Genomic DNA, 13,788 nt, shown 5'->3' with positions numbered 1-13,788 from the left:
TGCCACCGCATCGGCCCGCTAAGGTCGTGGTTACGTTCTTTACCTCGACTTCCGCATGCCCTTGCCCAACTCCCTTGCCACCTCTCTCGCCCTAATCCTCGCCCTCATCGCCACCGCCCAAGCCGACGAAGGCATGTGGATGCCAGCGCAGATGCCGGAGCTGGCCAAGCCGCTTCGCGAAGCAGGCTTCCAGGGCGATCCACAGACGCTTGCCGAGGTAACCCAGCAGCCGTTGAGTGCGGTGGTGAAGGTCGGGGGCGGCACTGGGTCGTTCGTGTCCGGGGATGGGTTGTTGTTGACCAATCACCATGTCGCCTACGGGGTGATCCAATACAACACCTCGGCGAAGGAGAACCTGATCGAGGACGGGTTCATCGCGCGGGATCGCGCCGACGAGCGGGCGGCCAATCCTGACTTCCGGGTGCTGGTGACGGTGGGCTTCGACAAGGTCACCGATCAGGTGCTGGGGTCGGCCAAGGGCAAGACCGGGCGCGCCTACTACGATGCGGTGGATGCGGCGAGCAAGCGTATCGTTGCCGACTGCGAGCGCGAGGCCGGGGTGCGCTGCAGCGTGGCCAACATGTACTACGGCACCGATTTCTACCGGATTCGCCAGCTGGAACTGCGCGACGTGCGCCTGGTGTATGCGCCGCCGCGGGCGATCGGCAACTACGGCGACGAGATCGACAACTTCATGTGGCCGCGCCACAGCGGCGATTTCACCTTGCTGCGCGCGTACGTGGGCAAGGACGGCAAGCCGGCGGACTACAGCGCCGATAACGTGCCCTACCAGCCGCCGGCGCATCTGCAAATCGCCACCGATGGGCCGAAGGCCGGCGACTTCGCGATGCTGGCCGGCTATCCCGGCATCACCTACCGTCATCGTACGGCGGCCGAGTTCGCCGAGCAGGTGGAGGCGACGCTGCCGCAGCGGGTAGCGGTACTGGATCAGTTGATCGGGGTGATCGAAGCATCGGGCAAGGCCGACGCGGAAGCGCGCACGCGCTACGCGTCGCAGCTGCAGTCGCTGAAGAACAACCGCAAGCGCGCCGCCGGCGAACTGGAAGGGCTGCAGCGCAGCGATGCGGTGCGGCTGCGTGCGGAGGACGAGCGCGGCATGCTTGCCGCGACCCGCGGCAGCGATGCGCGCGACATCGCGGCGCTGCAGAAACTGCTCGACCAAGCGTCGGCGCTGCGCGAGCGCGATCTGCTGCTGGGCTTGATCGCCACGCAGACCCAGGCGCTGCGTTCGGCGCTGACCCTGGAACGGCTGCGACTAGAAGCGGCCAAGCCGGACGATCGGCGCGAGAGCGGCTATCAGCAGCGCGATCTGGCGTTGATCGAGGGCATGCTCAAGCAGGTGCAGCGGCGCTATTCGCCGACCGTGGAGACGGCGCTGCTGACGACGCTCTTGACCCGCTACCAGCAACTGCCGGATGCCCAGCGGGTACCGGAGTTCGATGCGGCGTTCGGGCGGACCCCGGCGCAACTGCAGGCGGCGCTGGACAAGGCCTACGCTGGCACAGCGCTGGGCACCGAGGCCGAGCGCCTGTCGCGCTTCGCCGCCGCGCGCGAGGGCAAGGCGCCTGCGGCCGATCCATTACTGACGCTGGCCGCCACGCTGGTGCCGGCGCAGCTGCGGCTGGACGACGAGCGCAAGGCGCGCGAGGGCGAGCAGTTGCGGCTGCGCCCGGCCTACATGCGTGCGCTGTTCGCCTGGCGCAAGCAGCAGGGCCGTGCGGTGTATCCGGATGCCAACAGTACGCTGCGGATCAGCTATGGCCGCGTCGAGCCGCTGGCGCCGCGCGATGCGGTCAGCTTCGCGCCGCTGACCACGGTGGCCGGCATCGTCGAGAAGAACACCGGCAAGGAACCGTTCGATGCGCCCAAGCCGCTGCTGGCGGCGATCGCCAAGGGCGATTTCGGCAGCACGGTCGATCCGCAGTCGAAGACGCAGCCGGTAAACTTCCTGACCAACCTGGACACCACCGGCGGCAACTCCGGCTCGCCGGTGCTCAATGCACGCGGCGAGTTGATCGGGTTGAACTTCGACAGCAACTGGGAGGCGGTCAGCGCCAGTTGGTGGTACGACCCGCGCTACAAACGCGCCATCCATGTGGACATGCGCTATCTGCGCTGGTTGATGGCCAAGGTGTATCCGGCGCCGCAACTGCTGAAGGAGTTGAACGTTCCGCAGGAGTGAGTGGGGCGGGTTGGGACGTATGTCGCTTGACATTGTCTCTAGCGAAATAGCGCATGCCCTGCGCCCTGCGCCCTGCGCCCTGCGCCCTGCGCGCTCGTGCGGCGGCGGCACCGTCCGCCGCTGCTTCGGAAGAGTGAGCCGTCAGCGCTCACCTCGATGCATTGTGCCGTCGGAGATTAGAAAGACGATCCCGATACCGGACACCTTCATGCGTCGGGACTGAAGTCCCTCCCACAATGAGCATCATGCGCCGCTGTCGGGAGACCGACGTCATGGGTGTGGGCCGCGCCGGCCGCGGCTCACTCCGCCACTGCGATGCAGCGCTTAGACTGACCCGATGGAACCTCTAGCCGCTACGCCACTGCCACGCGTGTTCTATGCGCGCGATGCGCGCGTGGTGGCGCCGGAACTGTTGAACAAGCTGCTCATCGCTGCCGACGGTCGCTGCGGGCGCATTGTCGAGGTGGAAGCCTACTGCGGTGCAGAGGATCCGGCGGCGCACTCGTTCCGTGGCATGACCCCGCGCACGCGGGTGATGTTCGGCCCGCCCGGACATCTGTACGTGTACTTCATCTACGGCATGCATTGGGCGCTCAATGCGGTGTGCGGTGGCGCGCCGGGGCATGCGGTGCTGATCCGCGCCCTGGCGCCGGTGGCCGGGATCGAGGCGATGCAGTTGGCCCGCGGTGCGGTGCGCGCCGCCGATCTCACCCGTGGGCCGGGGCGCCTGGCCAAGGCGCTGGGCGTGACGGGCGCGGACAACGGGCTGGACCTGACCCCGCGGCGGTCGCGCCTGTGGCTGGGGCAGGACGGAACGCCGCCGCCTGCTGCGCCAGTCGTCACCACACGGATCGGCATCAGCAAGGCGATGGACGCGCCGTGGCGCTGGCATGTGCCCGACGAGCCGAACGTGTCGCGCTTCGTGGTGGGTCGGGCGAGGCGCCGTGGGTAGTGCGGCGCGTTGGGCATCGTCGCTCTGCAAGTTGCACGAAATCAGCGCCTTGCCGGTCGCCGTAGCTAATCGCAGTGCATGCCTCGTGAGGGAAGCCGCTTCGGTCGAATGCGGGAGCGCGGCTGAGGCATCTCCTTCTTTTTCGTCGCGGCTGAAGCCGCTCCTACGAAAAGCGGTTGGATGCTTGTGTGGTGCTACCCGCAACACTCAAAAAACGAGCTAGGTTCCGCGCGGCGCCACTGTGCTGGGAATCGTCGCGAGACGCATCCTGTCAGTAGGCGTTGGACGTAGCGAAGTGGCTTGCGAAGCGCAGCGTGACGGCTAGCTGGCATGCCATTGTGGGAGGGACTTCAGTCCCGACGCGCTGTCTCATTGGTGCCAAGACGATGCGCCCCGACCAGGACGATTCACGGATTGGGGAAGAGCAGTGCCCACAGCAGCAGGCATCATCCCTACTCACTCAAACTGGAAAGAGTCCACGCGGCCACCGCCACAGCACAGTGCATGCAGCATTCGCCGACCACGCATTAGCAGCGCATTGCACGCATTCATGCCGCACACACACCGCACTCGCATCACGGGAATGCAGCGCGACTCAGGCTGCAGCCTCTCCCCAAGCCGAGATGCCACCATGAAAGTGCTCAACATCGTCACCCTGGTTCTGTTGATTGTCGGTGGGCTCAACTGGGGGCTCGTGGGTCTTTTCCAGTTCGACCTGGTCGCGGCGCTGTTCGGCGGCCAGGACGCGCCGCTGTCGCGCGTGGTCTATGCGCTGGTCGGTCTCTCGGCGCTGTGGCAACTGGTCCCGTTGTTCACCAATCGCCATGAGCCGGTGCGGCATGCCGAGCATGCGCCGCATCGCTGAGTTGCAGGCGGCTGGTGCGCGCGATCCCGATGCGGCGGTGTCGGGATTGCCGTGGCTGTGCGTGGCCGCGTGGTGGCGTTGTCTGGTGCGTCCGATCCTACGGCACCATCGCAACCGGCATCGGCTACGCTGCTGAGGTGGCGTCGGTACGACGCAGACTAGGCGATCGCGACGGTAGCATCCAGTTGCGCGACGGCATCGGCCACGACCGTGGCGAACGGTGCGTCCACGTCCACCGAGATCACGTCTGCCTCGTCCAGTGGAAGTTCCAGCGTGTCGAGTTGGCTCTGCAGCAGCGCCGGCGGCATGAAATGGCCATGGCGCGCGGCCAGGCGTTCGGCGATCACGTGCGCGGCCGCGTGCAGGAACACGAAACGCATCGGCACGCCGGTGTCGCGCAATTGCTGCCGGTGCGCCTTGCGCAGGCCGGAAAAGGCGAGCACGACGCTCTGCCCGGCATCGACCGACGCGCGCAGGCGCTGCGCCAGGGCCGCGACCCAGGGCGCGCGCTGTGCGTCGCTGAGCGGAATGCCGTGCGCCATCTGCGCCTTGGCGGCGGCGCTGTGGAAGTCGTCGGCGTCCAGGAAGGTGAGTCCGTAGTGCGCGGCCAGTGCCTGGGCGACGCTGGTCTTGCCGCTGCCGGATACGCCCATCACGACGATGGCTTCAGCGCGTGGCGGCGGGGATGAGGGGGTGTGGGTCACGTACTGCGGTCCCGTGGGGTCGCTCGCATGATGCCAGCGTGGGCGTTGTGTGGACGTCAGCGCTTTGTACTGGGTCTTGCGCTGTTGTTGAGATGTGCGCCGTGGTAACTGGGTTCTGTGTGGATCCTGGCGTCGGGGCTGAAGCCCCTCCCACAGGGACTCCAGCCGGCACTCCTGGTTCCGCACCCCGCGCTTGCATCTTCCCGCGAGGCCTCTACATCGTCGCGTTCGCCGTTTCGACCAGGTCGTCCCACTGCAGTCGCGTGCCGGACGCATCGTCGCTGTGCTGCAAGGTGCGGCGAACGGCGCGACGCATGGCGCGGCTGATCCAGTTGTGCAGGTCGCGGCCGGACTGGCCGTCGCTGCGCTCGGCGACCCAGGCCGCCGCGGCGTCGGCGTCGAGATCCAGCGGTTTGCCGCGTAGCAGGCGCGCGACGATGGCGGTCCGCGCCGCGTGGTCGGGCAGGGCGATGGTGATCTGCCGGTCCAGCCGCGACAGCAGCGCCGGGTCGATCGCAGTGGCATGGTTGCTGGCGGCCAGCAGGAATACCTGGCCCGCATGGCTGGCGACGCCGTCCAGTTCCTGCAGCAGTTGGCCGACGATTTCGCGGGTATACGCGTCGTCGCCGTCGGCACCGCGCGCCGGCACGACGATGTCCAGTTCGTCGACGAACACGATGCACGGCGCCTGCGCCCGCGCGCGCTCGAACGCGGCCTGCACGCGCTGGCCGGACTGGCCGAGGTAGCCGGCCTTGAGGTCGGCGCTGCTCAGGGCGATGAAGGCCAGGCCCGATTGGCTGGCGAGGATGCGTGCGACCTGGGTCTTGCCGGTGCCCGGCGGGCCGACCATCAGGATCCCGCGCGGCACTGGCACGCCGAGCGTGGCCAGGGTCTCGGCATTGCGCAGTTCCTTGCCCAGGCCGACGAACTCCTCGACCGTGGCGGTCGGCAGCACGATGTCGTCCCAGCCGAGCGTGGCGACGGCGGTGGAGCCTTTGCCACGCAGCGCGCGCAGGTGCGCGAGCAGGGTGGCGTTGTCCAGCGTGCCGTCCACGCACTCGGCTGCGACGCGCGCGACCAGCGTGTGCAGGTCGCGACCGGAGAGGCCGGTGCTGTCGGCGATCACCTGCGCGTCCGGCGCCAGGGCGAAACCGGCACGCTGCAGCTCGGCGCCGAGGATGCGGGCGCGCGCCGCGGCGTCGGGCAGGCCGATGGCGATGCTGGCGGTGAAGCGCGACAGGATCGCGTCGTCCAGCAGCGCCGGGCGGTTGGTCGCGCCGATCACCAGCACTTGGCCGTGCGCGGCATGAAAGCCGTCCCATTCGGCGAGAAAGGTCTGCACCAGTTCGGCGCCGAAGCTGTCGCTGTCGGCGCCGCCGCGGCGTGCGAACACGCTTTCGCATTCGTCGATGAACAGGATCGCCGGTGCATGCTCGCGGCAGCGCTGCCAGATCGCCTGCACCTTGGGGCCGGTGTGGCCGACGTGCGCGGCCTTCAGGTCGGCCACGCCCAGCGCCTCGAAATGACAGCCGGCATGACGCGCGAGCTTGCGCGCGATCAGGGTCTTGCCGGTACCCGGCGGCCCGTGCAGGAGCATGCCTTTCGGCGCCGGCTGGCGCCCGGACACGAACAGGTCCACCAGTTTCAGGATCTGGTCGAGCGTGGCGTCGGGCAGGGCGACGTCGGCCCAGTGCCGTTGCACCGCATCCAGGCTCTGCAGCCGCTGCTGCAGCGCGCGTTGCTGGCCGCGCGCGACCTCCCAGGCCTGCACGTGGTCGTGCAGTGCGGCGATCGGCGCGACATCGATGGCGGCGTCTTCGGCCAGTGCCAGCGCCAGCGATTGCAGCGACGGCGCAGCGTCGGTGGCCAAGTCGGCGTCGAGGAGGATCAGGGCCGCTGCATGGCGGGCATCGGGCAGCATGATCAGCGCCTGCAGCCGCGGGTCCTCGCTGCCGTCGTGCAAGGCCAGCAGCCGCGCACCGGACAGATCGCCATGCGTGGCGGGAATCGACCAGCGCCCGTGCAGGGCGCGCTGCGGCCAGGGCGCACGGGTCACCGGATAGGTCGACCCGGGATCGTGCTGCGCGGCATCGGCCACCTGCACCAGCGCCAGCGGCAGGCGTGCGAACGCCTGCAGTGCGCGCCGTTCGGCATGACTGTGGTGCCACGCCAGCAACTGCGCACCGGCGGCGACCAGCAGACCGTACGCCAGCAACGAGGGCAGCAGGCTTTGCAGCAACAGGCCGCCATCGCCGTGCAGGCCGATCTGGCGCCACCAGACGAGGAAGCTGCGCGTCTCGCCCAGCCAGTGTGCGCTCGTCCACGGCAGGACCAGCACCACCATGCCGATCAAGGCCGCGCGCCAGCGCCAGTCCGGCAGCAGCGGCCGCAGCAGCAACGCCGGTCCCCAGGCGCGGCGACGCTCGCGCCGTACCGCCGTCCGCGCCGCCCGCCTGGCGTGCGCGGTGAAGCGGTGTCGGATTGCCGCCGCCGCCTGCTCCACGGCCGGCAGATGCCGCTCGATATCCGCATCGGCCTGCGCCTGGCGCGACTGCGCCTGCTGCACCTGCGCGAGCAGGCGCTGCGTCTGCTGTTGCAGCGACGGTGGGGGCGTCGGCACGGCGGCCGGGATGCCGGACATCAGCGGGAGCGGGCGCAGGTAGTCACCGCGCGCATCTTAGCCCGAGCGCCGGCGGGGCTGCCTTGGGTGGCGGCAGGTTGGATGTTGCCCTTGCTGGACACGGCGGGCAGGCGCGTGCAGCGTTTGCTGCGATGGGAGGACGCATCTGTGAGAAAGATAGGGCGCGAGGCGCAGGGCGGGTCTTTCGACCATCGCGGCTTCGTTCGTCGCGGCTGAAGCCGCTCCTACGCGGGGCTTGCAGTTCCATAATGGCTATTGCGGTTGCGGTTGCGGTTGCGGTTGCGGTTGCTTTGGTTCTTGCCTTTGCCTTATCGGGTTCCCTTCCGAAGCGGCGGCCAGCGCGGGGAAAAACCCGAAGGGCGGCGTACATGGATGTACGCCGTCCGCGGCAGGGGCAGGATGCCCCTTCCGCGGATCCCCGTGATGGACGCGGACCCGGAGCGCGCAGCGCGGAGGGCGCGAGGCAGGGTGTGATTTCTTTTGGTTACTTTTCTTTGCACAAGCAAAGAAAAGTAACTCGCCGCAAGGCGAAAGCTTTGCCTTGCCGTGGCTGCAGCGCCAAAAGGGTCCTACAAATCACCAGCAAAAGCAGAAGCATAGCCTGCGGCATGCCTGCGTCTGCCGCGGACATTGGATGCCGCACCGCAACCGAGCGGTGATTCTGCTTAACTGGGCTGCGTGCAAAGGGGGGCGCAGGAAAAGAGGCGAGAAGCGCCGTGCTCGCCGGCGGGGGGAGCGCTTGCGTGTAGGCGCAGTTGCCGCATCTGCCTCGCGACGCCCAGCCCGGTGCACGCGCAGCCCAAGCGAGACGCAGCGAGCCGAACTCCCGACTACGCCGAAACGCATCCCACCCTCTAGACTGCACGCATCGTCGAGGGAGCTCGCCTTTGGTTTCCAGTTGGATCCTGCTGCTGGTATCGGTCGGCTATGCGGCGCTGCTGTTCGCGGTGGCGTGGTGGGGCGACCGCCGTCCGCTGTACCCGGAGCGGCCGTGGCTGAGGCCGGCGGTGTACAGCCTGGCGCTGGCCGTGTACTGCTCATCGTGGACGTTCTATGGCGCGGTCGGCAGCGCAGTGCGCAACGGCGCCGGCTACCTGCCGATCTACCTGGGCCCGTTGCTGATGCTGCTGTTCGGCTGGCGCATCGTCGAGCGCCTGGCGCTGATCGCGCGCAGCGAGAACACCGTGTCCATCGCCGATTTCATCTCCTCGCGCTACGGCCGCTCGCGGCGCCTGGCCGCGCTGGTGGCGGTGATCGCCCTGGTCGGCGTGGTGCCGTACCTGGCGCTGCAGTACAAGGCGGTGGCGATGAGCCTGCAGGTGCTCAGCGGCCAGTCCAGTGCCGGTGCGCCGTTCTATGCCGACCCGGCGCTGTACGTGGCCTTGGGGATGGCGCTGTTCGCCACCCTGTTCGGCACCCGCCAGGTCGACGCCACCGAGCACCACCACGGCATGATGCTGGCGATCGCGCTGGAGTCGGTGGTGAAGCTGCTGGCGATGGTGGCGGTGGGCGTGTTCGCCTACGTGTGGCTGTCCGCGCGCGACGGCGGCCAGGTGCTGCAGTCCACGCGCACGCTGTTCCAGAACACCCCGCCGGTGGGCTTCATCTCGCAGACCCTGCTCAGCTTCCTGGCGCTGGTGTGCCTGCCGCGGCAGTTCCACGTGGCAGTGGTGGAATGCAGCGACATCGGCGACATCCGCAAGGCGCGCTGGCTGTTCGGCCTGTACCTGGTGCTGATCTCGGCGATGGTGGTGCCGATCGCCGCGGCCGGCATCGCGCTGTTCGGCGGCGGCGACGTGGCCGACGACAGCATCGTGCTGGCGCTGCCGCTGGCCGAAAGCCGCACTGCGCTGGCGCTGGTCGCCTATGTGGGCGGGTTCTCCGCCGCCACCGGCATGGTCATCGTCTCCAGCATCGCGCTGGCGACGATGATCAGCAACGACCTGGTGATGCCGGTGCTGCTGCGCCGCCGCGGGCACCAGGCGGCCGGCGCCGACGTGGCCTCGAAGGTGCTGTGGATCCGCCGCCTGGCGATCCTGCTGCTGGCGCTGATCGCCTACGGCTATTACCGCAGCAGCAGCAACGACACGACGCTGGCCTCGTACGGGCTGATGGCCTTCGCCGCGGTGGCGCAGTTCGCACCGGGCGTGATCGGTGGACTGTACTGGCGCGGCGCCAGCCGCAAGGGCGTGGAGACCGGCATGGTGCTGGGCTTCGCCACCTGGATCTACACGCTGCTGCTGCCGGCGCTGACCCAGGCCGGCTGGCTGGCGCCGGCCTGGCTGCTGGACGGGCCGTTCGGCATCTCCTGGCTGCGCCCGCAGCAGCTGTTCGGCATGAGCGGCTGGGATCCGCTGGCGCACGGCACGTTCTGGTCGCTGCTGGTCAACGTCGGCACGATGATGCTGGTGTCGGCACGCTGGCGCCCGGGCCTGGACGAGCGCCTGCGCGCGGCGCCGTTCCTGGAGCCGTACTCGCAGCGCCCGGCGGTGGCCGGCGACTGGCTTGGGCAGGTACGCGTGGTCGACCTACAGGCGCTGGCCGAGCGCATGGTCGGCGAGCGTCACGCTCGCCGCGCCTTCGCCGAGCAGGCGCAATTGCTCGGCCGCGAGCCGCAGCCCACCGCGGTGGCCGACCGCGTCTGGGTGCAGTTCACCGAACGCCTGCTCGCCGCCTCGATCGGCGCGGCCTCCGCGCGCCTGGTGCTGACCAGCCTGCTGCGCGGCTCGGGCATGGACCTGGGCGAGGTGGTGGCGGTGCTCGACGAGGCCGGGCAGGAACTGCGCTTCAACCGCGAGATCCTGTCCACCACGCTGGAGAACATCAGCGCCGGGGTCAGCGTGGTCGATCCGGCGATGCGCCTGACCGCCTGGAACCGCCGCTACCAGCAGATGTTCGGCTATCCCGACGGCATGCTCTACGTCGGCCGGCCGGTCGCCGACCTGATCCGCTACAACGCCGAGCGCGGCGAACTGGGTGGCGGCCAGGTGGAAGACCAGATCGCCCGCCGCATCGCGCACATGCGCGCCGGCACTCCGCACGTGTTCGAACGCACCCGCAGCGACGGCAAGGTGATCGAGATGCGCGGCCAGCCGCTGCCGGGCGGCGGCTATGTCACCAGCTACAACGACATCACCGACTACAAGCGCGCCGAGCAGGCCCTGCTCGAGGCCAACGAGACCCTGGAGCAGCGCGTGGCCGAGCGTTCGCGCGAGGCGGAACTCGCGCAGCAGTCCAAGACCCGCTTCCTGGCCGCGATCAGCCACGACGTGCTGCAGCCGCTCAACGCCGCGCGGCTGTTCGCCTCGGCCTTGCGCGATGCGCACCAGAACGAGGAGCAGCGGCATCTGGCCGAGCGCGTGGACGCCTCGTTGCGCGCGGCCGAGGAACTGCTCGATGGCCTGCTAGACGTGTCGCGGCTGGATGCCGGTGGCCTGCGCCCGACCATCGAGGACATCGATGCCGGCCTGCTGCTGCGCGAACTGGCCGCGCAGTACAGCCCGATCGCCGCCGGCCGTGGCCTGCGCCTGCACGTGTACGCGCGGCCGCTGTGGGTGCGCAGCGATCGCCGCCTGCTGCGCCGCGTGCTGCAGAACTTCCTCGCCAACGCGCTGCGCTATACCCGCCAGGGCCGCATCGTGCTCGGCATGCGCCGCCGCGGTGCGGCGCTGGAACTGCAGGTCTGGGACACCGGCCCCGGCATCCCGCCGCACCACATGCAGCAGATCTTCGACGAGTTCCAGCGCTACCAGCAGCCGTTCGACTGGGGCGAGCAGGGGCTGGGCCTGGGCCTGTCGATCTGCCAGCGCATCTCGCGCCTGCTCGGCCACGACCTGGATGCGCGCAGCCGCGTCGGCCACGGCAGCATGTTCTCCATCACCCTGCCACGGGCGGCGCCGCCGGCACAGGCGCAGCAACGCGCGCCGCGCGCGGCGGCGGCGGCCGACTCGCTGGCCGGGCTGCGCGTGCTGTGCGTGGACAACGACCAGGAAATCCTCGACGGCATGCGCGCGCTGCTCGGCCGCTGGCAGGTGGAGGTGATCTGCGCCAGCACCGTCGACGCGGCGCTGGCGCAGGCCGCTTGCGCACCGCACGTGATGCTGGTCGACTACCACCTGCACGACCGGCTCGACGGCCTGGAGACCCTGGATGCGCTGCGTGCGGCGATGCCCGGGCCGGTGGCCGGCGCCTTGCTCACCGCCGACGGTCGCGACGAATTGAAGCTGCAGGCGCGCGAGCGCGGCTACCGGCTGCTGACCAAGCCGGTCAAGCCGGCCTCGCTGCGCGCCTTCCTCACCGCCTACCACGATCCCATCTAGCGGCGTCGCCCGTCTTTGTAACGGCAATGTATGTGCCGTGTGGCACGCCGCGGCGCGGCCGGCGTGGCGCACGGCGCGGGCGGGCGGCTAAGGTGGTGGGCCCCCACGATCCGCCTGCGCATGACCTCCCTGGACACCCCCGCGATGCCCTCGCTCCCGGACCTGCTGGCGGCGCTGGAGGCCGGGCAGGCGCAGACGCTCGAACACGGTGCCCGCGCCTACCTGCGGCAGCACCCCGACGATGTCCTGGCCAGCAGCCTGCTGGCGATGAGCCTGCAGATGCAGGGCCAGCCGGCGCCGGCCGCCGCCGTGTACCGCAGGCTCGCCGAGCGCGAGCCGCATGAGGTGGCGCACTGGAACAACCTCGGCACGGCGCTGCGCGAGGCCGGCGACCCCGGCCCGGCAGGCGAGGCCTATCTGCGCGCCCGCGCGCTGGTGCCGGACGATCCGCTGCCGCACCACAACCTGGGCCTGCTGGCGATGGATGCCGGCGACTACGCCGCGGCCCGCGAACACCTGCTCGACGCGCATGCGCTGGCGCCGCAGGCCCCGCCGCTGTGCGTGCATGCGGCGATGGCCTGCCACGAATGCGGCGACTTCCAGCGCGTGCAGGCGCTGATCGCCGACTGGCGGCAGTGGCCGCCGCTGGATCCGGACACCACCGTGGAACTGGCCTGGCTGCTGTCGCAGGGCGGCGAGACCGACATCGCCTGCGCTCTGCTGCGCGCCTGCGCCGAGGGGCCGGTGGCGCAGCCGGCGCGGGCCTGGTCGCGGCTGGTACTGGTGCTCGAACGCGCCAACCGCCTGCCGCAGGCGCGCGACGCGGCCGCGCAGCTGCCGCCGCCGGAGCGGATCGAGGACCCCGACGTGCGCCAGGACGCCGCCAATGCGCTGGCGGTGCTGGCCATGCGCGAGGGCCACTGGCAGCAGGCGCACGCGCTGCTGCGCGGGCTGCTGGCCGACGGCAGCGCCGTCGACCGGCGCAAGCAGAGCAATCTGTTCTTCGCCCTGGCGCGGGTCTGCGACCGCCTGGGCCGTTACGACGAGGCGCTGGACGCCTGCGCGCAGGGCCATGCCGGCCAGGTCGAGGGTCTGGCCGCATTGGTGCCGGAACTGGCGGCGGCGGACGCACCGCCATTGCCGGTCGCGCAGGCCCGCTGGGATCCGGCGCGCCACGCCGCGGCGCGGCCGGTGACCGCGCCGGCGATGGCGGACTCGCCGATCTTCGTGGTCGGCTTCCCGCGTTCGGGCACCACCTTGCTGGAACAGATGCTCGACGCCCACCCGCAGCTGGTGGCGATGGACGAGCGGCCGTTCCTGCAGGGGCTGGCCGACCGCCTGGAGACGCGCGGCGTGGCCTGGCCGGACGGACTGGGCGAGCTCGACGATGCCGCCTGTGACGCGCTGCGCGCCGAGTACTGGCAGGCGGTGCGCGGGGTGGTGCAGTTGCAGCCGGACCAGCGCCTGGTCGACAAGAACCCGTTGAACCTGCTGCGCCTGCCGCTGATCCGGCGCCTGTTCCCGGAGGCGCCGGTGATCCTGGCGCTGCGCCATCCCTGCGACGTGCTGCTGAGCTGTTACATGCAGGCGTTCCGCTCGCCGGCCTTCGCCCTGCTGTGTGCCAGCCTGCCGCGGCTGGCGCGCGGCTATGCCGATGCGATGGACTTCTGGCTGTATCACGCCACCTTGCTGCAGCCGCGCACGCTGGAGTTGCGCTACGAGGATCTGGTGGCCGACCCGCAGGCGCAGGTGGCGCGGCTGGGGCAATTCCTGCAACTGCAGCAGCCGGAGCGGCTGCTGGAGTTCCAGCGGCACGCGCAGGGCAAGGGTTTCATCAGCACGCCGAGCTACGCGCAGGTGGTGGAAGGCATCAACCGCAAGGCCCTGGACCGCTGGCATGCCTATCGCGATGCGTTCGCGCCGGTGCTGCCGGTGCTGCAACCGTTCCTGCAACGCTGGGACTATCGCGCCGCGTGAGCGCGTGCTGCTTGTCTGAACCGTTCCCGTCTGCGGGTTGAACGGCAAAACGCCGCGCGCGCTGTACCGCGGTTGAAGCGATGTTTTTGTCAGGCGCTGGCGCACGCTGGCACACCGAAACAACACC

7 protein-coding genes are annotated in these 13,788 nt (G+C 69.8%); 5 read left to right on the top strand and 2 right to left on the bottom strand.

All coding sequences use genetic code 11. The features are described from left to right. The first annotated feature begins 55 nt into the window (after positions 1-55). The 3 genes from AC1PK7_RS20840 to AC1PK7_RS20830 all read left to right on the top strand — a co-directional run bounded on the left by AC1PK7_RS20840 (position 56) and on the right by AC1PK7_RS20830 (position 4,020). The gene (locus AC1PK7_RS20840) at positions 56-2,203 is read left to right on the top strand and encodes a S46 family peptidase (RefSeq protein WP_481099375.1); all 2,148 of its coding nucleotides are present in this window, start codon (positions 56-58) and stop codon (positions 2,201-2,203) included. A 337-nt stretch (positions 2,204-2,540) separates the two neighbouring features. After that, a complete protein-coding gene (locus AC1PK7_RS20835; protein WP_481099374.1) occupies positions 2,541-3,155 on the top strand; it encodes a DNA-3-methyladenine glycosylase in 615 nt (204 codons plus the stop codon). A 631-nt stretch (positions 3,156-3,786) separates the two neighbouring features. Continuing rightward, entirely contained in the window at positions 3,787-4,020 is a 234-nt protein-coding gene (locus AC1PK7_RS20830; protein ID WP_048492074.1) for a DUF378 domain-containing protein, read from the top strand. 158 nt (positions 4,021-4,178) lie between these two features. Here AC1PK7_RS20830 and AC1PK7_RS20825 read toward each other — a convergent pair whose 3' ends face one another. Both AC1PK7_RS20825 and AC1PK7_RS20820 read right to left on the bottom strand, forming a co-directional pair. Continuing rightward, entirely contained in the window at positions 4,179-4,724 is a 546-nt protein-coding gene (locus tag AC1PK7_RS20825) for a gluconokinase (RefSeq protein ID WP_481099373.1), read from the bottom strand. A 214-nt stretch (positions 4,725-4,938) separates the two neighbouring features. After that, positions 4,939-7,365: an AAA family ATPase gene (locus tag AC1PK7_RS20820; RefSeq protein ID WP_481099372.1), complete on the bottom strand. Its 2,427-nt coding sequence runs from the start codon at positions 7,363-7,365 to the stop codon at positions 4,939-4,941. A gap of 887 nt (positions 7,366-8,252) precedes the next feature. Between AC1PK7_RS20820 and AC1PK7_RS20815 the strand changes: the two genes are divergently transcribed. Together AC1PK7_RS20815 and AC1PK7_RS20810 are read left to right on the top strand one after the other, a co-directional pair. After that, positions 8,253-11,684 (top strand): hybrid sensor histidine kinase/response regulator, encoded by a 3,432-nt coding sequence (locus AC1PK7_RS20815; protein ID WP_209030075.1) that lies wholly within the window; start codon positions 8,253-8,255, stop codon positions 11,682-11,684. Between the two features lie 120 nt (positions 11,685-11,804). Next, complete coding sequence (locus tag AC1PK7_RS20810) at positions 11,805-13,661, top strand: sulfotransferase family protein (RefSeq protein WP_481099371.1); 1,857 nt, start codon at positions 11,805-11,807, stop codon at positions 13,659-13,661. The last annotated feature ends 127 nt before the right edge of the window (positions 13,662-13,788 follow it).

The organism is Xanthomonas sp. NCPPB 3174 (genome assembly GCF_056725205.1).
The sequence above is the reverse complement of the archived record's forward strand: the minus strand, read 5'-3'. Positions and strand labels throughout refer to the sequence as shown.